Annotated in this window: 20 protein-coding genes and 1 pseudogene; 9 read left to right on the plus strand and 12 right to left on the minus strand. The window is 71.8% G+C overall.

Translation table 11 applies throughout. From position 1 onward, the window contains the following. Positions 1 to 45 precede the first annotated feature (45 nt). From AB0K36_RS08430 to AB0K36_RS08465, 8 genes are all read right to left on the minus strand, one after another. Positions 46 to 1092 (minus strand): substrate-binding domain-containing protein, encoded by a 1047-nt coding sequence (locus AB0K36_RS08430; protein WP_189464536.1) that lies wholly within the window; start codon positions 1090 to 1092, stop codon positions 46 to 48. Between the two features lie 108 nt (positions 1093 to 1200). Next, positions 1201 to 2235: an ABC transporter permease gene (locus AB0K36_RS08435; RefSeq protein ID WP_364590119.1), complete on the minus strand. Its 1035-nt coding sequence runs from the start codon at positions 2233 to 2235 to the stop codon at positions 1201 to 1203. Between the two features lie 6 nt (positions 2236 to 2241). After that, positions 2242 to 3756, minus strand: coding sequence for a sugar ABC transporter ATP-binding protein (locus tag AB0K36_RS08440; RefSeq protein ID WP_364590122.1), 1515 nt, complete (start codon positions 3754 to 3756; stop codon positions 2242 to 2244). Positions 3757 to 4149: 393 nt separating this feature from the next. Further along, on the minus strand, positions 4150 to 5331 hold the full coding sequence (locus AB0K36_RS08445) for an ROK family transcriptional regulator (protein ID WP_364590125.1): 1182 nt from the start codon (positions 5329 to 5331) through the stop codon (positions 4150 to 4152). Between the two features lie 259 nt (positions 5332 to 5590). Beyond that, positions 5591 to 6169 carry a dihydrofolate reductase family protein gene (locus AB0K36_RS08450; RefSeq protein ID WP_364590126.1) on the minus strand — a complete coding sequence of 193 codons (579 nt, stop codon included), beginning with the start codon at positions 6167 to 6169 and terminating at the stop codon, positions 5591 to 5593. A 205-nt stretch (positions 6170 to 6374) separates the two neighbouring features. Beyond that, positions 6375 to 7052, minus strand: coding sequence for a GntR family transcriptional regulator (locus tag AB0K36_RS08455; protein ID WP_189464532.1), 678 nt, complete (start codon positions 7050 to 7052; stop codon positions 6375 to 6377). Between the two features lie 144 nt (positions 7053 to 7196). Continuing rightward, positions 7197 to 7670 (minus strand): NUDIX hydrolase, encoded by a 474-nt coding sequence (locus tag AB0K36_RS08460; protein ID WP_364590129.1) that lies wholly within the window; start codon positions 7668 to 7670, stop codon positions 7197 to 7199. Between the two features lie 26 nt (positions 7671 to 7696). Beyond that, a complete protein-coding gene (locus tag AB0K36_RS08465; protein ID WP_364590132.1) occupies positions 7697 to 8644 on the minus strand; it encodes a beta-ketoacyl-ACP synthase III in 948 nt (315 codons plus the stop codon). Between the two features lie 247 nt (positions 8645 to 8891). On the opposite strand from AB0K36_RS08465, the gene AB0K36_RS08470 reads away from it, so the two are divergent. The 5 genes from AB0K36_RS08470 to fdhD are packed head-to-tail and all read left to right on the plus strand — an operon-like array spanning position 8892 to position 15631. Then, positions 8892 to 9881, plus strand: coding sequence for a 2-dehydropantoate 2-reductase (locus AB0K36_RS08470; protein ID WP_364590135.1), 990 nt, complete (start codon positions 8892 to 8894; stop codon positions 9879 to 9881). Next, positions 9878 to 11803 (plus strand): molybdopterin oxidoreductase family protein, encoded by a 1926-nt coding sequence (locus AB0K36_RS08475; RefSeq protein ID WP_364590138.1) that lies wholly within the window; start codon positions 9878 to 9880, stop codon positions 11801 to 11803. Before AB0K36_RS08470 ends, AB0K36_RS08475 begins: the two co-directional genes overlap by 4 nt. Next, positions 11794 to 13914, plus strand: a complete 2121-nt coding sequence (locus tag AB0K36_RS08480) for an NADH-ubiquinone oxidoreductase-F iron-sulfur binding region domain-containing protein (RefSeq protein WP_364590141.1) — start codon at positions 11794 to 11796, stop codon at positions 13912 to 13914. The genes AB0K36_RS08475 and AB0K36_RS08480 overlap by 10 nt, the downstream gene beginning before the upstream one ends. Next, a complete protein-coding gene (locus tag AB0K36_RS08485) occupies positions 13911 to 14768 on the plus strand; it encodes a 2Fe-2S iron-sulfur cluster-binding protein (RefSeq protein WP_364590144.1) in 858 nt (285 codons plus the stop codon). The genes AB0K36_RS08480 and AB0K36_RS08485 overlap by 4 nt, the downstream gene beginning before the upstream one ends. 23 nt (positions 14769 to 14791) lie before the next feature. After that, entirely contained in the window at positions 14792 to 15631 is an 840-nt protein-coding gene (gene fdhD / locus AB0K36_RS08490; RefSeq protein WP_364590248.1) for a formate dehydrogenase accessory sulfurtransferase FdhD, read from the plus strand. Between the two features lie 108 nt (positions 15632 to 15739). On the opposite strand, the gene AB0K36_RS08495 is transcribed toward fdhD, so the two are convergent. Next, positions 15740 to 17422, minus strand: coding sequence for an alpha/beta hydrolase (locus AB0K36_RS08495; protein ID WP_364590147.1), 1683 nt, complete (start codon positions 17420 to 17422; stop codon positions 15740 to 15742). Between the two features lie 129 nt (positions 17423 to 17551). Here AB0K36_RS08495 and AB0K36_RS08500 point away from each other — a divergent pair. Further along, positions 17552 to 17944, plus strand: a pseudogene (locus AB0K36_RS08500) (isocitrate lyase/phosphoenolpyruvate mutase family protein); the annotation flags it as partial. A 180-nt stretch (positions 17945 to 18124) separates the two neighbouring features. Here AB0K36_RS08500 and AB0K36_RS08505 read toward each other — a convergent pair. Together AB0K36_RS08505 and AB0K36_RS08510 are read right to left on the minus strand one after the other, a co-directional pair. Next, on the minus strand, positions 18125 to 18526 hold the full coding sequence (locus tag AB0K36_RS08505) for a (2Fe-2S) ferredoxin domain-containing protein (RefSeq protein ID WP_189464528.1): 402 nt from the start codon (positions 18524 to 18526) through the stop codon (positions 18125 to 18127). Positions 18527 to 18831: 305 nt separating this feature from the next. Beyond that, positions 18832 to 19905, minus strand: coding sequence for a bile acid:sodium symporter family protein (locus AB0K36_RS08510; RefSeq protein WP_364590150.1), 1074 nt, complete (start codon positions 19903 to 19905; stop codon positions 18832 to 18834). Between the two features lie 118 nt (positions 19906 to 20023). Between AB0K36_RS08510 and AB0K36_RS08515 the strand changes: the two genes are divergently transcribed. After that, positions 20024 to 20905, plus strand: coding sequence for a LysR family transcriptional regulator (locus AB0K36_RS08515; protein ID WP_364590251.1), 882 nt, complete (start codon positions 20024 to 20026; stop codon positions 20903 to 20905). Positions 20906 to 21257: 352 nt separating this feature from the next. Beyond that, the gene (locus tag AB0K36_RS08520) at positions 21258 to 23057 is read left to right on the plus strand and encodes an AMP-dependent synthetase/ligase (protein ID WP_364590254.1); all 1800 of its coding nucleotides are present in this window, start codon (positions 21258 to 21260) and stop codon (positions 23055 to 23057) included. 7 nt (positions 23058 to 23064) lie between these two features. Here the strand turns inward: AB0K36_RS08520 and AB0K36_RS08525 are convergent, their stop codons facing one another. After that, on the minus strand, positions 23065 to 23841 hold the full coding sequence (locus AB0K36_RS08525; protein ID WP_364590153.1) for a Tat pathway signal sequence domain protein: 777 nt from the start codon (positions 23839 to 23841) through the stop codon (positions 23065 to 23067). Between the two features lie 307 nt (positions 23842 to 24148). Between AB0K36_RS08525 and AB0K36_RS08530 the strand changes: the two genes are divergently transcribed. After that, a complete protein-coding gene (locus AB0K36_RS08530) occupies positions 24149 to 24979 on the plus strand; it encodes an aldo/keto reductase (protein ID WP_364590156.1) in 831 nt (276 codons plus the stop codon). Positions 24980 to 25067: the final 88 nt, after the last annotated feature.

The raw sequence follows: 25067 nt of genomic DNA on the forward strand, positions 1-25067 counted from the left end.
CAACGGTCTCGTCGGTGTGCTCGGTGGGGGCGGGCGCGCCTCCGGTCAGTTGAAACCGGTGGGCAGGTACTCGTCGACGTTGTCCTTGGTGACGACGGCCGAGTAGAGAGTGAGGGAGGCCGGGATCTCCAGTTCGGCCATGCCGCTGACGCCCTTGCCCTGACCGAGGGCGCGGGCGAGGTCGATGGCGGACGCCGCCATCGTCGGCGGGTACAGGACAGTGGCCTTGAGGACGCTGTCGTCGGCCTTGATGGCGTCCATCGCGGACTTCGCGCCGGCGCCGCCGACCATCAGGAAGTCCTTGCGACCCGCCTGCGCGATGGCGCGCAGCGCGCCCACGCCCTGGTCGTCGTCGTGGTTCCACAGGGCGTCGAACTGCGACTGGGCCTGGAGCAGTTGGGCCATCTTGGCCTGGCCCGACTCCACGGTGAAGTCGGCCGCCTGGCGGGCGACCTTCTTGATGTTGGGGTAGTTCTTCAGGGCGTCGTCGAAGCCCTGGGTGCGCTGCTTGGTGAGCTCCAGGTTGTCCAGCCCGGCGAGCTCGATGACCTTGGCGTTCGGCTTGTCCTTGAGCTGCTCGCCGATGTAGTTGCCGGCGTTGAGGCCCATGCCGTAGTTGTCGCCGCCGATCCAGCATCGGTAGGCCTGCGGTGAGGCGAAGATGCGGTCCAGGTTGACGACCGGGATGCCCGCCTTCATGGCCTGGAGACCCACCTGGGTGAGGGCCTTGCCGTCGGCCGGCAGGATCACCAGGACGTCGACCTTCTTGTTGATCAGGGTCTGGACCTGCCCGATCTGGGCGGCGGTGTCGTTGGACCCTTCGGTGATCTCCAGGGTGACGTCGGAGTACCGCTCCGCGCGGGACTTGGCGTTCTGGTTGATGGCGTTCAGCCAGCCGTGGTCGGCCTGCGGCCCCGCGAAGCCGATGGTGACGGCCTTGCCGGGCTTGTCGTCGGCGACCGGCGCGTTGTCGGTGGCGGCCTCCTGCTTCTTGGGCTCGTTGCTGGTGCACGCGGTGAGCAGTGCGCCGGCGGAGATCGCGGCGGTGCCGAAGAGCAGTCCTCTGCGGCTGGTGGACGGGGTTTCTGGCATGGCGGGTCTACCCCTTCAACTGGGCGGTCTTGGCGGGTGCTGCGGACGTACGGAGAGGGGGTGCGCGGCGGCGGTGTCAGGCCCGGCCCCCGCGCACGCTGCGGCGCGTCAGGCGTCTCCGCCGCGCAGGGTCCGGTGCTGGACCAGTACGGCGGCGACGATGATGGCGCCCTTGGCGATCTGCTGGACGGCGCTCTCGAGGTTGTTGAGGGCGAAGATGTTGGTGATCGTGGTGAAGACGAGGACACCGAGGACGGAACCGACGATGGTGCCGCGGCCGCCGCTGAGCAGGGTGCCGCCGATGATCGCCGCGGCGATGGCGTCGAGTTCGTAGAGGTTGCCGTTGGTGTTCTGGCCGGAGCCGGCCAGCACGATCAGCATGAAGGCGGCGATGCCGCAGCACAGGCCGGACAGCAGGTAGAGATAGAGCCGCTGGCGGCGGACGTCGATCCCGGCGAGCCTGGCGGCCTCCGCGTTGCCGCCGACGGCGACGGTGCGCCGGCCGAAGGTGGTGCGGTTGAGGACGAGCCAGCCGATGACGGTGACCGCGGCGAAGACCAGGACCAGGGGCGGGATGCCGAGGATGTAGGCGTCCCTGATGCCGAGGTCGAGCACGGAGTCGACGGTGACGATCTGGGTCTTGCCGTCCGTGATCTGCAGGGCGAGACCGCGGGCGGAGGCGAGCATCGCGAGGGTGGCGATGAAGGGCACCATCCGGCCGTAGGCGATGAGCAGGCCGTTCACCAGCCCGCAGCCGACGCCCACGATCACGGCGGTGAAGAGGATGCCGGTGAAGCCGTACTCCTGGGTCGCCACCGTCGTCGCCCACACCGAGGCGAGCGCCACGATGGCGCCGACGGACAGGTCGATCCCTCCGCTGGTGATCACGAAGGTCATGCCGACGGTGACGACACCGATGACGGACGCCTGCGTGAGGACGAGCTGGAGATTGCTCGTCGCGAGGAACTCGTCCGGTTTGGTGATGCCGCCGACCGCCACGAGCACGGCGAGCACACCGAGCAGCGACAGATTGCGGACGTCGAGGCGCAGTCCGAGCGGACGGCGTGAACCCCCCTTGTCCGGTGCGGACTTGGCGGCAGGCATCGGCGCGTCCTGCTGCGCCGGGGTGGCCGGCTGCGTCATGCCGTCTCAGCTCCCTTCCATCACGAGGTCGAGTACGCGGTGCTCGTCGAGCTCCCGGGCGTCCGCCGTGTGCACGACGCTGCCTTCGCGGAGCACCAGCACCCGGTCGGCGAGGCCCAGGACTTCGGGCACTTCGCTGGATACGAGAAGTACGGCGAGGCCTTCGTCGGCCAGCCGGCGGATCACTGCGTAGAGCTCGGCGCGGGCGCCGACGTCGACCCCGCGGGTCGGCTCGTCCAGCAGCAGCACCTTGCAGCCGCGCAGCAGCCAGCGGGCGAGCACCGCCTTCTGCTGGTTGCCGCCGGAGAGGGTGCGGATACGGGCGTCGGGGTTGTCGGGGCGCAACGAGAGTTCCCTGGTGGCCTGTTGCGCGGCGGCCCGTTCGGCACGGTGGTCGAGCCAGCCCGAACGGGAGAAGCGGGAGAGGGTGGAGATCGAGACGTTGCGGGTGACCGACTCGAGCATCAGCAGGCCCTGCGCCTTGCGTTCCTCGGGGGCGAGGCCGATGCCGGCGCGGACGGCGGCACGGACGCTGCCGGGCCGCAGGACGGTGCCGTCGACGAGAACCCGGCCGGCGTCGGCCCTGCGTGCGCCGTAGACGGTCTCCAGGATCTCGCTGCGTCCGGAACCGACCAGTCCCGCCAGGCCGACGATCTCGCCGGGCCGCAGCTCCAGGTCGACGGGCGCGAACTCGCCGTGCCGGGTGAGCCCTTCGACCCTCAGCACCGGTTCCCTGCCCGCGGCGGCGCCGACGGCGGGACGCTCGGGGAAGACGTACTCGACGTTGCGCCCGGTCATCAGGGCGACCACGTCGCGGGTCGGGGTGGACTTGGCCGGCAGGCCGACCGCGACGGCCCTGCCGTCCTTGAGGACGGTGACCCGGTCGCCGATCCGCCGGATCTCCTCCAGACGGTGGGAGATGTAGACGACGGCGACCCCCTCCGCCGTCAGGTCGCCCACGATGCGGAAGAGGTTGTCGACCTCGTCGGGGTCGAGCGCGGCGGACGGCTCGTCCATCACGATGAGCCGTACCTCGTGGGAGAGGGCGCGGGCCATGGAGACGATCTGCTGCTGCGCCGCGGAGAGGTCGCCGACGAGCCGTGAGGGGTCGATCTCCGGGTGGCCGAGCCTCTTGAGGAGACCGGCGGCAGCGGTGCGGGCGGTCCCGCCGCGCACGACGAATCCGGCCGTGGTGGGCTCGTGCCCGAGGAAGACGTTCTCCGCGACGGACAGCCCCTCCACCAGGTCGAGTTCCTGGTAGATCGTGGCGATGCCGAGGCGCATGGCGGCGATGGGCGACTTGAGGGAAACGGCCTCGCCCCGCCAGGTGATCTCTCCGCCGTCGGGCTGGTGGGCCCCGGCGAGCACCTTGATCAGGGTGGACTTGCCGGCGCCGTTCTGGCCGAGGAGGCAGTGGACCTCACCGGCCTGGACCTCGAGGTCCACGCCGTCCAGGGCGCGGACGCCCGGGAACGACTTGGTGATGCCGGACATGGTGAGCAGGGGTGGTTCTGGTGCCATGACGAATCCCCTCGGCGGGTGCGGCCGGTGAGCGGGCAGGGCGGGACGGGGGTACGGAAGCGGTTACGGGCGGCTCTGGGGCGCCCCTGGCGTCACGCGTGCCGGGGCGTACGGGTGGGAGCGGGCGTGGCCTGGGGGTGCCATGCGACCAGTGCGGGGCGCCGCCGTTCGCGGCGCGGTGTGCCGGGTGGCACGGGGGCGTGCGGGTGGTGCTGGTGTCGGCGTGCGGGTGGCGCCGTGGTGTTCCGGGACTGCGGGGTGATGCGGGTGATGCCGTTCGGTACTGCAACGGTGGTGTGGTGCCGTGCGGTGCTTTGCTGTGGTGCCGTGCCGTGCCGTGCGGTGCTGTGGTGCGTTGCGGTGCTGTGGTGCGTTGCGGGTCGTCCGGCCCTGTCAGGCCGGCGAGAACAGGTGGTCGCTGATGAGCCGGGCCGCGCCGATGACGCCGGCGGTCGGTCCCAACTCGCCCAGCACGATGGGCAGATTGCCGGTCGCGAGCGGCAGGGACTGCCGGTAGACCTGGGTCCGTACGCTCGCGAGCAGGGTGTGGCCGAGGCCGGTGACCCCGCCGCCGATCACGACGAGACCCGGGTTGAAGAAGCTGACGAGCCCGGCGATGACCTGGCCGAGGCGGTTCCCTCCCTCACGGATGAGGTCCAGTGCCGTGGCGTCGCCGGCCGCGGCGGCCGCCGACACGTCCACGGCCGTGAGCCGCCCGGCCGCCTCCAGCCGGGTGAGGAGCTCCACCGACCGGCCCGCCCGCGCCGCGTCCTCGGCGTCGCGGGCGAGGGCGGCGCCGCTGAAGTGCGCCTCCAGGCAGCCCCGGTTGCCGCACGCGCAGGCGCGGCCCTCCGGGGTGACCTGGATGTGGCCGATGTCGCCGGCGCTGCCGGTCGTACCGCGATAGACCTCACCGCCGACGACGATGCCGCAGCCGATACCCGTGCCGATCTTGATGCACAGGAAGTCCCCGACGGAACGCGCGACACCGGCGTGCTGTTCGCCCATGGCCATCAGGTTCACGTCGTTGTCGACCATGACAGGGCAGCCGAGGTCCTGGCTGAGGGCCTCCCGTACGGGGAAGCCGTCCCATCCGGGCATGATCGGGGGCGCGACCGGCACGCCCTCGGGGTAGCGGACCGGGCCGGGGACGCCGATGCCCGCGCCGTCGAAGCCCTCCGCGAGACCGGAGGCCTTGAGCTTGGCGGCCATCGACAGCACCTGCTCGAAGACGGCGACCGGGCCCTCGCGGACGTCCATGGGGTGGTTGAGATGCCCCAGGACCTCCAACTCGGCGTTGGTGACGGCGACATCGATCGACGTGGCGCCGATGTCCACACCGAGGAATCGGAGCGCGGGCGCGAGCCTGATGTTGTGGGACCGGCGGCCGCCGCGGGAGGCGGCGAGCCCGTCGGCGACGACGAGTCCGGTCTCGAGCAGCCGGTCGACCTCGACGGCGAGCTTGGACCGGGACAGGTCGACCTGGTCCCCCAGCTGCGCGCGCGAGTTGGGCCCGCCGTCACGCAGCAGCCGGAGCAGTCGCGCCTGATGCGCGTTCGCGGGTCGAGCGGTCATCCGTCTCACGTGCCCCTCCCCTCCCCTGGCCTTCGGCTGGGGACCCAGTCGGCTGTCTCCGTCGGGCTTTCGAGGGGAACGTAGCAGCGCTTTACCGAACTGGGAAGAACTTGCGCGCAGTTCCGGCCCAACTTTCTCCACACCCGGGACAAAGAGCGGCCGTCAGGCCGGCACGGAGCCCCGTCGTCCTTGCCCGTACCGGGGCCGGGTGGACGCGCGCGCCCCGGCTGGAGGGGGTACGGAGGCGGGCGTACGGACGTCAGGCGTCGCGGACGAACTCGTAGGTGAGGTAGGCGAGACCGTCGCCGACGGTGCGGTTGTCGAGGAGGCGGACGGACATCTCCTCGCTGGTCCCGCCAAAGACCGTCTCGCCTGCGCCCAGCACGACCGGGTGGACCATCAGCCGCAGCTCGTCGGCCAGATCGTGCTCCATCAGCGTGCGGGCGAGCTGACGGCTGCCGTAGACGACGATCTCCCCGGCGAGCTCCTGCTTCAGCCTCGACACCGCACCCGGCACCTCGCCCTTCAATACCGACGAGTTGTTCCAGTCCGGATCTTCGAGGGTGGAGGACACCACGTACTTGGGCATGCTGTTCAGCCTGTCCGCCCACGCGCCGCTCCGGGAGGGCCACCGGGCCGCGAACCACTCGTAGCTCCGCCGCCCCAGCAGCAGGGCATCGGCGCGCAGCGCCTCGTCGAACTCGGCCTCTGCCCACCCTCCGCGGTCCTTGTCCCCGATCCGGGCGAACCAGCCGCCGCGCTCGAAGCCCTCGTCACCGGTCGGATCCTGGACGACTCCGTCGAGCGAGACGTTCTCGCTGATCACGATTCTTCCCATGACGGCTCTCCTTCGTCGGCGCGCACTCAGTGCTACCACCGACAGGAAGGCCTCGGCACGGCGACATGCGGCCGTCCGCGGGCCGGCCCTGACCCCCGCTCGAACCCACCCCCGCCCGAACCCCCCGCCGGGACCGCCGGCCCTCACCCGCCGCCCGGACCGCCGGTCCGGCCCGAACCGCCCGGCCGCCTGGCCGGGCGCCGCGTCAGGACTGCTCGTGCTGGTGGTAGGTCTTGCGGGTGTGCTCCGTGTGCGCCCGCATGACCTCCGTGGCCCGCGTCTCGTCACGGGCGGAGATCGCCGCGATCAGTTCGCGGTGCTCGATCCATGACTGGCGCCCCCGCTGCCGGGCGACCGGGGTGTAGTACCAGCGGACACGGCGGTCGACCTGCCCCGCGAGCTCCGCCAGGACCAGGTTGCCGGCGAGCTCCATCACCTTGGCGTGGAAGGCGGCGTTGGTGGCGACCGCCAGGTCGACGTCGTCGTCCGCGACGGCCTGCTCCCCCTTGGCGCACAGCTCCTCGAGGGCCTCGATGCCGGCCGTGCCGGAGTTCGCGGCCGCGAGCCGGGCGGCCTCCGCCTCCAGCAGCGTGCGCACGGACAGGAGCTGGTCGGCCTCCGACTCGGTCGGCTCGTGGACGAACGCGCCCTGGGCGGGGCGAAGATCGACCCAGCCCTCGGTGTTGAGCCGTTGCAGCGCTTCGCGCACGGGCTGTCGGGAGACGCCGAGATGACCGGCGAGCTCGCTCTCGACCAGGTGCTGGCCGGGCCGCAGCGCGCGGGTGGTGATCAGTTCCAGCAGCGCCTCGTACACGCGCTCACGCAGCGGGCCGGGCCGTTCCAGTTTGGGCACGGTTCCCTGCGGCAGTCCTGCGGACAGCATCGGCGGTCCCCTTCCGGGCGATGGAGCGGACGACTACGGACGACTACAGCGATCGAGGAATTGGCTATCGTCTACAGTCTACCGAGCGCAATCGTCACCGACACCGAGATGCCGGTCACGTCGACGGGTCCCGAACCGGTCACGTCAACCGTCCCGTCCGACGAGCGGAATCAGTCGCTCCAGGAAGACCCGCTGGCCGCTGACCAGCTTCTGCCGCGCCTCGTCCAGCCCGCACCACCGCACCCGGTCGACCTCCGGGAACTCGCCGAGCCGGCCCGACCCCCTCGGCCACTCCATGGTGAAGGTTCCCGGCACGACGAGGGAGGTGTCCAGATCGCCCTCCAGCGCCCAGGCCGTCACGAGCTTGCCGCTCGACTGGCGTGCCTCGCCGAGCGGATGCCACTCCCCCTCCGGGGCCTGGAGCCCGAGTTCCTCCTCGAACTCCCGCCGCGCCGCGGCCATCGGCTCCTCGTCGGGGGTGTACTCACCCTTGGGAATCGACCATGCCGCCTCGTCGCGTGTCTCCCAGAACGGGCCTCCCATGTGCCCGATCAGGACCTCGACGCCGGCTTCCCGCCGCCGCCACAGCAGCAGCCCGGCGCTCCGCTTGTTCGCCATGCCGTTCAGTGTGCCGCCCCGGACTGTCAGGGGCAGCGGATGACCTGGCCCGCGTACGAGAGGTTGCCGCCGAAACCGAAGAGCAGCACCGGGTCGCCAGACCCGATGTCACCACGCTCGACCAGCTTGGACAGCGCCATCGGGATCGACCCCGCCGAGGTGTTGCCGGAGTCGACGACGTCGCGGGCGACGACGGCGTTGACGGCGCCGATCTTCTGCGCGAGCGGCTCGATGATCCGCAGGTTGGCCTGGTGCAGCACCACGGCCGCGAGGTCCTCCGGCGCGACGCCCGCACGTTCGCAGACCTTGCGGGCGATCGGCGGCAGCTGCGTGGTGGCCCACCGGTAGACGGCCTGGCCCTCCTGCGCGAAGCGCGGTGGGGTGCCCTCGATCCGCACCGCGTGCCCCATCTCGGGGACCGAACCCCACAGCACCGGGCCGATGCCCGGCTCCCTTCCGTCGGGGACGCTCTCGACCACGGCCGCGCCGGCGCCGTCACCGACGAGTACGCAGGTCGAGCGGTCGGTCCAGTCCACGATGTCGGCCATCTTGTCCGCCCCGATGACCAGCGCCCGGGAGGCCGCCCCGGCCCGCAGGGTGTGGTCGGCGGTGGCGAGGGCGTGGGTGAAGCCGGCGCAGACGACATTGAGGTCCATCACGGCGGGCGAGCCCATTCCCAGCCGGGCCGCGACCCGCGCCGCCATGTTGGGCGAGCGGTCGACAGCGGTCGACGTCGCCACCAGCACCAGATCGATGTCGGCGGCCGTCAGCCCTGCGGCGGCCAGCGCCTTGGCCGCGGCGTGCGCGGCAAGCTCGTCGACCGGCTCGTCGGGCCCCGCGACATGGCGGGTCCGGATGCCGGCACGGCTGCGGATCCACTCGTCACTGGTGTCGACCATGGCCGCCAGGTCGTCGTTGGTGAGCACCTTGGAGGGCTGATAGTGCCCGAGCGCGACGACACGTGAGCCGGTCATGGATGGGGTTCTCCTCGATCAGTGGGCAGGAAAGACCCAGTCTTGGCTGCTACCGACCGGTACGGCGGCATGTGATCCCACAGCTTCCCGCCCCGGACTTTGGAGCTTCCCGAAGGGTGCGCGGCACTCGCGGGCCCGGTGCGACGCGACCCTTGACCCCCCGAAAGGCATACTGTAGACAATATTCTGTCGACTCACCCTCATCACATTCCTCCCTCGCTCGGTCGTCAACCGAACGGAGAGCCCCGTGAAAGTCGCAGTTGTCGGCGCCGGAGCCATCGGCGCGTATGTCGGGGCCGCGCTCCATCGCGCCGGCGCCGAGGTCCATCTCATCGCCCGCGGCGCCCATCTCGCGGCCATGCGCCGCGACGGCGTCCGTGTGCTCAGTCCCCGCGGTGACTTCACCGCCCGTCCGAACGCCACCGACGACCCGTCGTCCGTCGGCCCCGTCGACCATGTCTTCCTCGGTCTCAAGGCCAACTCGTACGCGGCGTCGGGCCCGTTGGTGCACCCGCTGCTGCACGAGCGGACCTCCGTCGTCGCCGCCCAGAACGGCATCCCCTGGTGGTACTTCCACGGCCTGCCCGGGCCGTACGCCGGCCGCCGCATCGAAAGCGTCGACCCGGACGGCGCCGTCAGCGCGACCCTGCCGCCGGAACGCGCCATCGGCTGTGTCGTCTACGCCGCCACGGAACTCGAGGCACCCGGCGTGGTACGGCACCTGGAAGGCACCCGGTTCTCCATCGGCGAGCCGGACCGGACCCTTTCGGCGCGCTGTGCCGAGTTCAGCGACGCCATGATCGCCGGCGGGCTCAAGTGCCCCGTCGAACCGGATCTGCGCAACGACATCTGGATCAAGCTGCTCGGCAACATCTCCTTCAACCCGATCAGCGCGCTGTCCCGGGCCACGATGGCGCAGATCTGCCGCCACCGGGACACGAAGGCGCTGGTCGAGACGATGATGCACGAGACGCTCGAGGTCGCGGCCGCCGTCGGCTGCCGGCCGGAGATCTCCGTCGAGCGGCGTCTCGCCGGCGCCGAGCGCGTGGGCGACCACAAGACCTCCACCCTCCAGGACCTGGAGAAGGGGAAGCCGCTCGAGCTGGACGTGCTGCTCGCCGCCGTCGTCGAACTGGCCGCGCTGACGAAGACCCCCGTACCGAAGCTGTGCGCCGTGCACGCACTCGCCGACCTCCTCGCATCGACCTCGATCCCCTCCACAGGGAGCGCAGCATGAAGAAGAAGCCGCAGAAGCGGTATCCGAGGCTCACCCATCCACTGGTCCGCGGCGACGACGGGCAGTTGCGCAGGGCGAGCTGGGACGAGGCGCTGGAGCGGGCCGCGGCCGGCTTCCGGCGGACCCGCGAGGCGTACGGGCCCGACGCCTTCGCGATGCTCTCCTGCGCCCGCGCCACCAACGAGATGAACTACGTGGCACAGAAGTTCACCCGTGTCGTGATGGGCACCAACAACGTCGACTCGTGCAACCGCACCTGTCACGCGCCCAGCGTGGCGGGCCTGTCCGCGGTCTTCGGCTCCGGCGGCGGCACGTCCTCCTACGAGGAGGTCGACCACACCGACCTCATCGTCATGTGGGGCTCCAACGCCCGCTTCGCGCACCCGATCTTCTTCCAGCACGTACTGAAGGGGATACGCAACGGCGCGAAGATGTACGCGGTCGACCCGCGCCGCACCTCGACCGCCGAGTGGGCGGAGAGCTGGCTCGGCCTCAACGTCGGCACCGACATTCCGCTCGCCCACGCCGTCGGACGCGAGATCATCCACGCCGGCCTGGTCAACCGGGCCTTCGTGGAGCGTGCGACGACCCGCTTCGAGGAGTACGCGGAGCTCGTCGAGCCGTGGACCCTGAGCGCCGCGCAGAAGGTGACGGGCGTGCCGGCCGCGGCGATCCGGGAACTGGCGCACGCCTACGCCACCGCCGAACGCGCCCAGCTCTGCTGGACCCTCGGCATCACCGAGCACCACAACGGCACCGACAACGTCCGGGCGCTGATCAACCTCGCCCTGCTCACCGGTCACGTCGGCCGGTACGGCGCGGGCGTCCAGCCGCTGCGCGGTCAGAACAACGTGCAGGGCGGCGGCGACATGGGGGCGATCCCCAACCGGCTGCCCGGCTTCCAGGACATCCTCCACCCCGAGACGCGCGAGAAGTTCGAACGCGCCTGGGGCGCGGCCGTCCCGCCCCGCTACGGCAAGACGCTGACCGAGATGTTCGAGGCGATGGAGAGCGGCGAGCTCCGTGCCGTGTACTGCATCGGCGAGAACCCGGCCCAGTCGGAGGCGGACAGCGGGCAGGCCGTACGGCGGCTCGAGTCGCTCGACCACCTGGTCGTCCAGGACATCTTCCTGACCAGGACCGCCGAGCTGGCGGACGTGGTGCTGCCCGCGACGGCGGGCTGGGCGGAGACGGACGGCACCACCACCAACAGCGAACGCCGGGTGCAGCGGGTGCGGGCCGCGCTCGTGCCGCCGGGCGAGGCCCGTGAGGACATCGCCATCATCTGCGACATCGCCGAACGACTGGGCCACGACTGGAAGTTCGACGACTCGGAGGCCGTCTGGAACGAGTTGCGCTCGCTCTCCCCCGACCACTACGGCATGACGTACGAGAGGCTGGAGGAGCACCAGGGCCTCCAATGGCCCTGCCCCGACGTCTCCGAGCTGCCGTCGAGCTTCCTGCACGGCAGGCTGTGGGAGAAGGACCCGGCCAGGCGCGGGGCGCCCGCCGAGTTCGGGCTCGTGCGGCACGACCCGCCGGTCGACCTCACCGACGAGTCGTACCCGCTGCGGCTGACGACCGGGCGACGGCTCGACTCGTACAACACCGGCGTGCAGAGCGGCAGTTTCGCCTCGCCGCTGCGGCGCGGCGAGTACATCGAACTCTGCCCCGAGGACGCGGAGGCGTACGGGGTCCGGTTCGGCGAGGAGGTCCGCGTCACCTCACGCCGTGGCTCCGTGACCGCCCCTGTGTGGGTCGACCCCGGGCTGCGGCCGGGGCTCGCCTTCATGACGATGCACTTCCCCGACGAGGTCGACACCAACTCCCTGACGATCGAGGCGAACTGCCCGATCGCCGGCACCGCGGAGTTCAAGGCCTCGGCCGTCCGGATCGAGAAGCTGGTGCCCGCATGGACCTGAAGTTCACCGAAACCGCGAAGGCGACCGACGCGGAACGGGAAGCGGTCGACGCGCTGCTCGGCGCTCCGGAGACCGGCTGGGAGGGCGGCTCCGGCCGCTCGTCCGACGAGCTGCGCTGGGCGCGTGGAGGCGCGGCGGCCAGGGACCGCCGCGACCTGCTGCTCCCCGCGCTGCACGCGGTCAACGACCGGGTGGGATGGCTGAGCGAAGGGGCGCTCGACTACATCTGCCGGCGTCTGACGGTGCCGCCGGCGGAGGCGTACGGGGTGGCGACGTTCTACTCCATGTTCTCGGTGCGGCCGCGGCCCGCGAAGGTGCTGCACGTGTGCACGGACCTGGCGTGCGCGGCGCGCGGCGGCTCGCTGTCGGCGGCGGCCGCCCTCGGCCCGGACGTCTCCGTCCAGCCGAGCCCCTGCCTGGGCCTGTGCGAACGCGCACCGGCGGCCCTGCTGATCCGCGCGGGGACCTCCCCCTCTCCGGCACCGGGACAGGCCCCGGCCCCCGGATCGCCCCTTCGTGGCGGCACTCCGGGCTCCGACCCCGACCCCGGTACCGCGCTCCGTGCGGTGGCCTCGAACGCCGGCCGGGCTGATCCCGCGGAGCGAACCGGCCAGAGCCCCGCCCAAGGGGCCCGTCCCGCCGCGCCGACGTTCGATCCGCGGGATTCAGGACAGAGCCGGGACGCAAGTCCAGCCCCGCCGGCGCTCGATGCGCGCGGGGCCGGGGGCGGAGCCGCCGGGGTGCGGGCGGGCGTGGGGGGCGGGGCGGAGCCACGGGGTGGGGAGGGGCGCGGCGGGGGAGAACCCGCCTACGCCACCGCCGTCATCGCTCCCGCCACCCCCACCGCCCTCGCCGCCGCCACCGCCGCCCCGGACCTCGCCCCCGCGGAGCCGTCGGCCGGCGCCGCCGTCCCCCAGGCGGGGGACCCGGCGCTGACCCTGCTCGCACGCGTCGGCGTCGTCGACCCGGCCTCCCTCGACGACTACCGCGCCCACGGCGGCTACACCGCCCTCCGCCGCGCCTTCGCCCTGGGCCCCGCCGGTGTCATCCGAGAGGTCACCGACGCGGGGCTCCTGGGACGCGGCGGGGCCGCGTTCCCCACCGGGCGGAAGTGGCAGGCGACGGCGTCACAGGCCGACCACCCCCACTACCTGGTCTGCAACGCGGACGAGAGCGAGCCCGGCACCTTCAAGGACCGGGTACTGATGGAGGGCGATCCGTACGCCCTGATCGAGGCGATGACGATCGCGGGCTACGCCATCGGCGCCCACAAGGGCTTCCTGTACCTCCGCGGCGAGTACCCCCGCGCGCTCGGCCTCCTGGAGAACGCCATCGCCTCCGCCCGCGCCCGCGGGCTCCTCGGCCAGGACGTCCTCGGCCAGGGCTACGCGTTCGACATCGAGATCCGGCGCGGCGCGGGCGCCTACATCTGCGGCGAGGAGACCGCGATCTTCAACTCCGTCGAGGGGTACCGCGGCGAGCCCCGCACCAAGCCGCCATTCCCCGTGGAGAAGGGCCTGTTCGGCAAGCCGACGGCCGTGAACAACGTCGAGACGCTCGTCAACGTCCTGCCGATCCTCACCGGACGGACGGAGGAGACGAAGCTGTTCTGCCTGTCCGGCAACGTCGCCCGTCCCGGCATCTACGAGCTGCCGTTCGGTGTCACCCTGCGCGAGCTGATCGAGCTCGCCGGCCCGCCGGCCACGATGCGCGCGGTCCTGCTCGGCGGGGCCGCCGGCAGCTTCGTACGCCCCGACGAGCTGGACATCCCGCTCACCTTCGAGGGGACCCGCGCCGCCGGTACGACGCTGGGGTCCGGTGTGGTGCTCGTCCTCGACGACACCGTCGAACTGCCGCGCGTCCTGCTGCGCATCGCGGAGTTCTTCCGCGACGAGTCCTGCGGCCAGTGCGTGCCCTGCCGGGTGGGCACGGTCCGACAGGAGGAGGCGCTGCACCGCATCAAGGACCGTACGGGCGCCGACGCGGCCGGTGACATCGCCCTGCTGCGCGAGGTCGGCCGGGCCATGCGGGACGCCTCCATCTGCGGCCTCGGGCAGACCGCCTGGAACGCCGTCGAATCCGCCATCGACCGGCTGGGAGCCTACGAATGACCGCCATCCCCCTCCACATGCCGCGCCGGCTGGTCGAGTTCACCCTCGACGGCCAGGAGGTCAGAGTCCCCGAGGGCGACACGATCCTCGACGCGTGCCGTGCCGCCGGCAAGGACATACCGACGCTCTGCCAGGGCGACACGCTGACCCCCAAGAACGCCTGCCGGGTGTGCGTCGTGGAGGTCGAGGGCGCACGTACCCTCGCGCCCGCGTGCTCCCGGCGCGCAGAGCCCGGCATGACGGTGCTGACCGACACGGAGCGCGCCCGGCACAGCCGAAAGGTCGTGCTGGAGCTGCTGGCCTCGTCCACGGACCTGTCCACGACGCCGCGGGCCGCGGAGTGGATCAAGGAGTACGAGGCCAAGCCGGACCGCTTCGGCCCGGAAGCGGCCCGTGTGAACGAGGAACCGAAGATCGACAACGACCTCTACGTCCGCGACTACGACAAATGCATCCTCTGCTACAAGTGCGTCGACGCCTGCGGCGAGCAGTGGCAGAACACGTTCGCCATCGCCGTCGCGGGGCGCGGCTTCGACGCCCGTATCTCCACGGAGCACGACGCGCCGCTGACCGACTCGGCGTGCGTGTACTGCGGCAACTGCATCGAGGTGTGCCCGACGGGGGCGCTGTCCTTCAAGTCCGAGTTCGACATGCGCGCGGCCGGGACCTGGGACGAGTCGGCCCAGACCGAGACGACGACCGTGTGCGCGTACTGCGGCGTCGGCTGCAACCTCACCCTGCATGTGCAGGAGAATGAGATCGTCAAGGTCACCTCGCCGCACGACAACCCGGTGACCCACGGCAACCTCTGCATCAAGGGCCGTTTCGGCTACCAACACGTACAGCAGCGCTGATCGAACGAATGGGACTGATCGCCATGGGACGGGTCACGGAGCGCCGCCGCACCATCCGCATCAGGGACGGGGTGGTCACGTCCCGTCCCGACACACTGGTGGCCGAGGAGCCGCTGGAGATCCGGCTGAACGGCAAGCCGCTCGCCATCACCATGCGCACCCCGGGCGACGACTTCGCGCTCGCGGCGGGTTTCCTGGTCAGCGAGGGCGTGCTGCACGCCGGCTCCCAGGTGCGGTCGATCGTGTACTGCGCGGGCGCCAAGGAGGACGGCACCAACACGTACAACGTGGTGGACGTGGCGCTCGCGGACGGTGTCCCGGTCCCGGACATCACCCTCGAGCGGAACGTCTACACCACGTCGTCCTGCGGCCTGTGCGGCAAGGCCAGCCTGGACGCCGTACGCACCACGGCGCACTTCCCGATCGCCGACACTCCCCCGGTCCGCGTCGAGCCCGCTCTGCTCGCCGGCCTCCCCGACCGGCTTCGCGCGGCGCAGCGGGTGTTCGACCGGACCGGGGGCCTGCACGCGGCGGCGCTGTTCTCCCCGGAGGGCGAGCTGCTCGACATCCGGGAGGACGTGGGCCGGCACAACGCGGTCGACAAGCTCGTCGGCCGGGCGCTGACGGACGACCGGCTGCCGCTCTCCCGGTCGATCCTCCTTGTCTCCGGTCGGGCGTCCTTCGAACTGGCGCAGAAGGCGGTGATGGCGGGCATCCCGGTGCTGGCGGCCGTCTCCGCGCCGTCGTCGCTGGCGGTGGACCTGGCGGCGGAGACCGGTCTGACGCTGGTCGGCTTCCTGCGCGGCAACAACATGAACGTGTACGCGGGCGACGAGCGCATCGCCCTGCGCACTGGGGTCTGACGCGCCCCGCTGCACGGGATACGGACCCGGCCGGCGGGGAGCGCCCCCTGCGCCGGCCGGGTCCCTCCGTGTGCGCGGCCGCTCAGCGGCCTGTCCGGAGGCCGCTGATCAGGGGGCCGGGGCACGGTACGCGGGCAACAGGCCCGAGACCGCCGGCGGCCACACGCTGTACGGCAGCGATCCCTCAGTCGCAGCGCCCGGCAGCCGGCGCTCGGACGGCGTGCCCGCCGACACGGTCGGCGCCGCCGGATCCGCGGCCCGCTCGACGAACGGGGGGAGGTCCTGGGCACACCGGGTCCCCTCCGGCGGCAGGGCACCGGTGAGGAAGTAGCGCACCACATGACGCGCCACGCATGCGCTCGGATTGTCCAGAGCGGTGTGCCCGTACCCGTCGAGTGTCAGCAGCCGCGCCCTGCCCAGTTCCTCGGCCATCGCGCGGCCCGCGGTGTACGGGGTGGAGGGGTCGTAGGTCGGGTTGACCACCAGCACCGGGTGGGCGGTCGGCCGGTTCCACGGGCCGGTGTAAGGGTGCGCCGCCCGGGCAGGCCAAGCGGCACACGGCTCGTTGGCCCACGCCCACCAGCGACCCAGCGCCCCTGCCTCCGCCACCGCCCGCCGTTCCAGGTCAAGGTAGCGTCCCGGCGACCGCGGGTTGGGGCTCTCCGCGCACAGGACCGCGAGCGACTGCTCGAAGCCCGGGTACCGCGCCGGCCCTGCCGAAGCCGTGGGCTCCACGGGCGCCCGGCCGTCCCACAGCGCTTCCAGCGTGTCCGCGGTCCCGGCCCAGCCGGGGTGCACGGTGTAGAGCTCGCCGCGCACCTCGCTCACTGTCCGTGCGTACGTCCACTCCCCTACCGGCCGGCTCTCCAAGCGCCGGAGCAGGGAGTCGTACTTGGCACGGGTCGCCTTCGGACTGCCTGCCGAGAACACACAGCGCTCCACGGGTGCGCGGCCGCAGTGGTCGAGGAACTGTCCCAGCGTCTCGGCGGAGCCCCGGTGGGAGCCGAGCCGCAGGAAGGTGTTCAGCTCGGGCTCACCGGTCGCTCCCCCGTTCGCCCATGCACGCGGGTCCACGTTCCCGTCGACCACCAGGCGCCCGACCCGCTCGGGGAACAGGTTCGCGTAGGTCGCGCCGATCAGTGTGCCGTAGGAGATGCCCCAGTAATGCAGCCGTTCCTCCCCCACCGCACGGCGCAGCAGGTCCAGGTCGCGGGCCGTGTCGGCGGTCGAGACGTGGCGGAGCAGCTCCGGATCGCGCCGCTCACAGCGCTGGGCAAGATCGGAGTACGCCGCTGTGAACGCGCGCTGTTCCTTCTCGCCCACCGGGAACGGGGGCACCTGGGCGTGCCAGACGGTGGCTTCCTCCGCGGTGACGAAGCAGCGCACGGCCGTGCTCTCGCCGACGCCTCGCGGGTCCCAGCTGACGATGTCGTAGCGGTCGCGCAGTGCGCGTGGGAACTTCTCGTACAGTTCCGGCAGCCCGACGGTCCCGGGGCCGCCCGGACCACCGGGGTTGAAGAACAGCGTGCCGAGCCGCTCGGCCGGCTCGGCGCTGCGGTGACGGATCACGGCGAGCTCGATGCTGCGGTAATCGGGGCGGGCGTGGTCGAGCGGCACGTTCGCCACCGCGCATTCGAACCCGGCCTGCGCCTCGCCCTTGCAGGACTTCCACTTCAGGACCACGGTGGCGTCGCCGCCGGGGCCGCCGGCGGACGCCGGGCCGACCGCTCCGAGGAGCATCACCAACGCCCCGGCCACCGTGCCCGCGGTCCCTTTGAGCGGTATCCCCATGACGGTCCTTGGCATGGACGGGCCCTTCCCTCGCGGCTGACGGGAGTCGGCCCTGCGACAGCGGCCCCTGCCATACCACCGGCGACCCGAACGGCGGGCAACCGACACGCGTCCGAACGGGCGGCGGGGATGTCGAGGACGGTCAGGTCACGCGGCACCGCGACGGCAGGCCCGAAGCAGGAAGCGCCGCTCGGCGGGGGCACCCCCTCGACCTCGCTCGTGGCGGAACCTCTGAAGGCTCGCGCCGCAAGGCTCCGCGAGCCGCACGGCAAAGAGACGCTCGTCCTGCCCAACGTATGGGACGCGGCCGGCGCGGCGGTCGTGGCCGAAGCCGGGTTCCCACGCCGCCGTCTGGGCGGTGCTCGGTCGTCCCGACGGCGAGGGCGCGCCGTGGCAGGAGATGTTCGCCGCGGCCGGCCGGTCGCTCGGACGGTGTCGGTCCCGGTCACGGTGGACGCAGAAGCGGGATCCGGCATGCGGCCGCGTGAACTGGTGGACCGGCTGCTGGACATCGGCGCGGTCGGCTGCAACCTGGAGGACACCGACCACCGGGCGGGCGGACCGGTCGACGCCGGGGCGCACGCCCAGTGGGCTCGCCGACGTCCGCTCCGCCGCGGACGATGCCGAAGTGGACCTGTCCCGCCGCCGTCCCGGCCGACCGGGCGCGGTCCCGAGTCGCCGGGACGGCGGCGGCGAGCGCGGCTACCGCGTGCGGACGCCGCCGGACGGCGGCGGGATCATCTGGAGCGTGAGCGTCGCCGGCGGTTCGGCGATCCCGGGCCCGCCGGCCGCCGCCCACGCCAGCACGTCGTCGGTGGCGTCGTCGTCGAGCGCCCAGCCGATCCACGCGGCACGCGCCCCGCGGCGGCGGCCCTCGGTCGACGGCTGCACGACGATCACGTTGGCCTGACCGCACGGTCCGAGACAGTCACTGGTCCGCACCGCGAGCCGCCCCCCGGACGCGGCGGCGGCGTCCCGCAGTCTGGCGAGCTGCCCGGCGTGGTCGGTACCGGGGTTCTTGCGTGCGTCGCCGCAGCAGCAGCCACGGCAGACGACAAGGGTGCAGGGGCGGGCGCCGAAAGGGCGTATGGCGAACGTCGTCACCGGGTGATCTTCCCAGCCGTGCACCCCGTACCCGGCCCGGGGCCGCGGTGACGCCGGACACGTCCAGGGGCCCTGAGCCCATGTGTTCGGCCGCCCGCCGAGCCGGCGGGCGGCCGGACACGCGGTCACCGCGATGCCGTCGCCGTCGTGTGATGCGACAGAGTTCGCCGCGCCCACGGCACCGTACGCGTCCGCGGCTCCAAGGACCGGACCGGTCGGCGTCTTCGCGTCGGCGCGGCCGGTCGGACCGCGTTCACCGGGTGCGCAGGTTCATCGGTTCGCAGGGCTCACCGGCTTCGCGGCGTTCATCGGCTTCGCAGCGCGGCAGGCGCGGCAGGCGCGGCAGGCGCGGCAGGCGCGTCGGGCGCGGACGTCGCACGGCGCGGGGCCGGCGCGGTGGGGTCCGGGTCGTGGGCGCGGCGCTTCGCGATCACCGCGCAGACCATCAGCTGCATCTGGTGGAAGAGCATCAGCGGCAGCACCGCGAGACTCGCCTGCGCCCCGAACAGCACGGTCGCCATGGGCAGTCCCGCCGCGAGGCTCTTCTTGGAGCCCGCGAACTGGATCGCGATCCGGTCCGCCCGCCCGAAGCCGAGGCGCTTCGCGCCGAACCAGGTGACCGTCAGCATCGCCGCCAGCAGCACCGCCTCGACGGCGAGCAGCGCGCCGAGCCGCACGGGGGTGACCTGCTGCCAGACGCCGGCGGTCATGCCTTCGCTGAAGGCCGTGTAGACGACGAGCAGGATCGAGCCCCGGTCGACGTATCCGAGCACCTTCTTGTGGCGGACCAGGAAGCCGCTCACCCAGCGGCGCAGCAACTGGCCCGCAAGGAAGGGCACAAGGAGTTGCAGCACGATCCGCAGCAGCGAGTCCGCGGAGAAGCCTCCGGCGCCGCCGCCCAGCAGCAGGGCCGCCAGCAGCGGCGTGAGGACGATGCCGGCGAGGCTGGAGAAGGAGCCCGCGCAGATCGCCGCGGGCACATTGCCCCGCGCCATCGAGGTGAAGGCGATCGACGACTGGATCGTGGAGGGCACCAGGCACAGGAAGAGCAGCCCGCTGTAGAGCGCGGGCGTGAGCACGGCCGGTTCGAGCCCGCGGGCGGCGAGTCCCAGCAGCGGGAAGACCACGAACGTGGCCGCGAGCACGGTGACGTGCAGTCGCCAGTGCCGCAGTCCGTCGAGCGCCTCGCGCGTGGAGAGCCGCGCGCCGTAGAGGAAGAACAAGAGGGCCACCGCGCCGGTCGACGCCCCGCCCGCGACGTCGGCCGCCCGGCCGGAGGCCGGCAGGAGTGCCGCGAGAGCCACGGTCCCGAGCAGCGCCAGGATGTACGGGTCGATCGGCAGCCAGGACGGCAGGCGCGGGGTACGGCGGCGGCTCATGTGCTCCACTTGCTCTCGGTCAGGGTCGTGCCCTCTCCATGCTCCTCTCCGCGCGGCCGATCGGGAATCCCGTACACCGCACTCACTGCCATCACGTTCCGCGATGACCGCGTCTACGATGGACGGCGTGTACGACCCGACCCAGCTGCGCACGTTCCTGGCCGTGGCGCAGACGCTGAACTTCACGCAGGCCGCCCGCCGGCTCGGGCTTCGCCAGTCGACGGTCAGCCAGCACGTGCGCCGGCTGGAGGACGCAACCGGCCGGCCGCTGTTCAGCCGCGACACCCACAGCGTGGAGCTGACGGAGGACGGCGAGGCCATGCTCGGCTTCGCCCGCACGATCCTTCAGGCGCAGGAGCGCGCCGCCGCCTGGTTCGCGGGCACCCGGCTGCGCGGGCGGCTGCGGTTCGGCGCGTCGGAGGACTTCGTACTGACCCGGCTGCCGGAGATCCTCGAGGCGTTCCGCCGCGACCATCCCGAGGTGGACCTCGAGCTCACCGTGGAGCTGTCCGGCACCCTGCACAAGCGGCTGGAGGCGGGCCGGCTGGACCTGGTGCTCGCCAAGCGCGGCCCTGGCGCCACGCACGGCGAGCTGGTCTGGCGGGACCGCATGGTGTGGATCTCGGCAGAGGGACTGCGGGTGGATCCCGAGCGCCCGCTGCCGCTGATCCTCTTCCCGCCGCCGGCCGTCACCCGGGCGCGGGCCCTGGAGGTGCTGGAGCAGTCGGGCCGGTCCTGGCGGATCGCCTGTACGAGCGGCAGTCTCAGCGGGCTGGTGGCCGCCGCCCGCGCCGGTCTGGGCGTGATGGCGCACACCCGGGGGCTGATCCCGCCCGGCCTGGTGACCGTTCCCGACCGGGCGGGACTGCCCGAGCTGGGTACCGTCGACTTCGTGCTTCTCCAGGGCCGCCGCAGGGACGCGGCCAAGGAGGCCGCCACGGCGCTGGCCGCCTCGCTGCTGGCGGCGGGCGACCGGCTCCACGGCCCCGCGCCCGGCTGACGGCAACGGCGGCCGACCGGCGACCGGCGACAGCGACCCCCGACCGGACACCGTGCGCCGCAAACTCGACGGAAGCGTTCCATCCGGTACGGACCGGGACCGTCGCCCGTAGAGCGGCGGTGATCACGCCGTACAGATTCGGTGGAGATTGGGAGCCGGACTCCTTACCCACCGGTCAGTAATCGGCTCCCGTGCGGCCGTCCGCTCTCCGTCCACCACCCCTGACCTGTGTCTACGTCTTTCGTCCACAGTTCACGGGGACCCTCCCGCCCGACGAAATCGTGGGGTACGGTCACGGCGCTGTGCGGAGCGCCACAAGGAGCAGCCATTGCGCGAGTTCACTGTCCCACCCATGGCCGCGGCGCCTCAGGTCGGTGGACTTGCGGACGCGGTCTTCGACCATGCCCTCGACGACCCCGACCACGTCGCGCTCGGCCGCAAGGACAGTGAGGGCCGCTGGCAGGACGTGACGTCGGCGCAGTTCCGCGACGAGGTGCTGGCGCTGGCCAAAGGGCTGCTCGCGCACGGCGTGCGGTTCGGCGACCGGGTCGCCCTGATGTGCCGTACGCGCTACGAGTGGACGCTGTTCGACTTCGCGCTGTGGACCGTCGGGGCCCAGTCCGTGCCGCTGTACCCGACATCCTCGGCCGAGCAGGTCTTCTGGATGCTGCACGACTCCGAGGTCTCCGCGTGCATGGTCGAGTACGAGGACCACGCCATGACGATCGGCTCGGTGATCGACCGGCTGCCGCTGATGAAGCGGCTGTGGCAGCTGGACGCGGGCGCGGTGGAGCAGTTGGTCGCGGCGGGCGCGCACATCGACGACGACGTGGTGCACCGGCACCGGCGGGCGGTGACGCCCGACTCGGTGGCCACGATCATCTACACGTCCGGCACCACGGGCCGCCCCAAAGGCTGCGTGATCACCCACTCCAACTTCATGTTCGAGGCGGACACGATGATCGGCCGGTGGGAGCCGGTGTTCCACTCCAAGCCGGGCGACGAGGCCTCCACCCTGCTGTTCCTGCCGCTGTCGCACGTCTTCGGCCGGATGGTCGAGGTGGCCGCGATTCGCGGGCGGGTCAAACTGGGCCACCAGCCGGTGCTCCAGGCGAGCGCGCTGTTGCCCGACCTGGCCGCTTTCCGGCCGTCGTTCATCCTGGCCGTCCCGTACATCTTCGAGAAGGTCTTCAACGCCGCCCGCCGCAAGGCGGAGAGCGCCGGCAAGGCGGGCGCCTTCGACAAGGCGGTCGAGGTGGCCGTGCGGTACGCGGAGGCTCTGGAGCACCGGGCCTTCGGTCTCGGCCCGGGCCCGTCCGCGGGTCTGCGGATGCAGCACCAGCTCTTCGAGAAACTGGTGTACGGGAAGGTCCGCGACGCGATGGGCGGCCGGGTGCGCCACGCGATGTCCGGCGGGTCCGGCATGGACCGGCGGCTCGGTCTCTTCTTCGAGGGCGCCGGCGTCACCATCTTCGAGGGCTACGGACTCACCGAGTCGACGGCCGCCGCCACCGCCAACCCGCCCGAGCGCACCCGTTACGGCACCGTCGGCCTGCCCATCCCCGGCACGACCGTGCACATCGCCGAGGACGGCGAGGTGTGGCTGCACGGGGGGAACATCTTCCAGGGATACCTGGGCGACCCGAAGGCCACCGACGCCGTGCTGCACGACGGCTGGCTCGCCACCGGCGACCTGGGCGCGCTCGACGAGGACGGCTATCTGACCATCACCGGGCGGAAGAAGGAGATCCTGGTGACCTCGGGCGGCAAGAGCGTGTCGCCCGCCGGCCTGGAGGAGCGGGTGCGCGCGCACCCTCTGGTGGCGCAGTGCATCGTCGTCGGCAACGACCGGCCCTACATCGCGGCGCTCGTCACCCTCGACCAGGAGTCGGTCGAGCACTGGCTGGCCATCCAGGGCAGGCCGCTGCTGCCGCCCGCGGAGATGGTGCGCGACCCGGACCTGGAGATGGAGATCCGCCGCGCGGTGGTCGCCGCGAACACCCTGGTCTCCAAGTCCGAGTCGATCCGTACGTTCCGGATCCTGGCGCATCCCTTCAGCGAGGAGCACGGGCTGCTGACGCCGTCGCTGAAGCTGAAGCGGAAGGCGATCGAGAACGCCTACTCCGCCGAGGTCGACGCCCTCTACGGCTGAGCGGGCCTCAGACGAGCTGGTAGGCCCGCATACGGGTCAGCAGCATGTGGCAGTTCTGGAGCGAGCCGGATGTGTCCCCGAGCGAGCGGTAGATGCCCCACTTGGGGCGGACCCGGTCGGCGAGGAAGGTGTCGACGCCCGACTTGGACGTGTCGATCACCGTGGCGCCGCCGCTCTTGAGGATCCAGCGCACGGTGCCGGACGTGCCGTTGCCGATCTTCATCCGGAGGTCGACGTCGGTCCACTTGTCGTGGAGCGGTCCGAGGTCGGTACGGCCGACGAGGACGTCACCGGTGAACACCTTGAGCTCGATGGTCTGCACGCCGCCGACGCGCCGCAGCGACTGGACGAGGATCGGGGAGGTGCCGGTGCCGGGCTGCTTCATCTGCATGATGTGGGTGAAGGTCGTGGTCGCCTTGAGCGAGCTGGGCAGGAACATCGAGTAGGTGATCCGCCAGGTCTGCCCGGACGTCCAGCGGAGGTACGAGTCGCCGTCGCGGCAGCCGGTGACCTCCTGGCGCTGCCGGTCGGTGTGCGTGTCACGGTCGGACGTGTGCATGGTGAAGCGGAAGTTGTCGCCCTCGGTACGGATGTGGGGCGCGCCGGACGGGTGCGAGCCTGCCCGGTCGTCCTCGATCGTCTCGAAGGCCCGGAGCCCGTCGCGGCTCGCGGAGGGCGACCAGCGCAGTTGCCAGGAGGCGGCGCTCGCGGGGGTCGCGGGCAGTCCGGCCGCGACCGCGCCGCCGAGTGCCGCGCCGAGCACCGCCCTGCGGGATGCGTTCATGTCGGTGGTCCTTCCCTGCGGAAGAGGCAGCCGGGCGACCGGTGTCGTGTCCCGCGACCGGAGCGCGACGACCCCTGAGAGGTGGGGGGCGGGGGTTCCGCCGAGCGACGCACGCCGCACCAAGGTTCATGTCGGTGTGCGTCGTTCAGCCATCTGAAGCAGAGTCCCGCGTTGACGGGTCGCGGTCAATGGTCTGGACCGAGGACGACGGGTCGGTATCGCGCCAACTTCGACGGCGGGAATGCGTCCACCGGGATGATCGTTGACCATGGGAGTACCCAACCGACGACGTAAGGATCGACCGCTCGTGAGCAAGGTCCCCTTCATCACCCTCAACAACGGCGTCGCGATGCCGCAACTCGGCTTCGGTGTCTGGCAGGTGCCCGACGGCGAAGCGGCGCAGACGGTCACCACCGCCCTGGAGGCGGGCTACCGCAGCATCGACACCGCCGCCATCTACGGGAACGAAGCGGGCACCGGCAAGGCCGTCACCGGCTCCGGGATCGCCCGCGAGGAGCTGTTCGTCACCACCAAGCTGTGGAACTCCGAGCAGGGGTACGACTCGACCCTGCGCGCCTTCGACGAATCGCTCGGCAAGCTCGGCCTCGACTACGTCGACCTGTACCTCATCCACTGGCCGATGCCGGCCAGGGACACCTACGTGGACACGTACAAGGCCTTCGAGAAGATCCTCGCCGACGGCCGCGCCAAGGCCATCGGCGTGTCCAACTTCCGCGTCGAGGACCTCGAGCGCCTCATCGGCGAGACGTCCGTCGTCCCCGCCGTGAACCAGGTGGAGCTGCACCCGCAGCTCCAGCAGTCCGGGCTCAAGGACTTCCACACGAAGCACGGCATCGCCACCGAGGCCTGGTCACCGCTCGGGCAGGGCAAGGACCTCCTCCAGGCGCCCACGGTCGTCGCGGTCGCCCGCAAGCACGACCGCACACCCGCCCAGGTGGTGCTGCGCTGGCACCTCCAGGTCGGGAACGTGGTCATCCCCAAGTCCGTGACCCCGTCCCGGATCCAGGAGAACATCGACGTGTTCGACTTCGAACTCGACGCGGACGACCTGGCGGCGTTCACCGCCCTGGACGAGGGCCGGCGGCTCGGTCCCGACCCGGCGGACGTCAACTCCTGACCGGCCCGCGCCACGGACACGATGAGCTCTCGAGAACAGCGAGCGGCGGGCCGGGGAACCGGCCCGCCGTTCGCTGTCGCACGTCGGG

The sequence above is a fragment of the Streptomyces kurssanovii genome (assembly GCF_040677245.1).
In the GTDB taxonomy this organism is placed as follows: domain Bacteria; phylum Actinomycetota; class Actinomycetes; order Streptomycetales; family Streptomycetaceae; genus Streptomyces; species Streptomyces kurssanovii.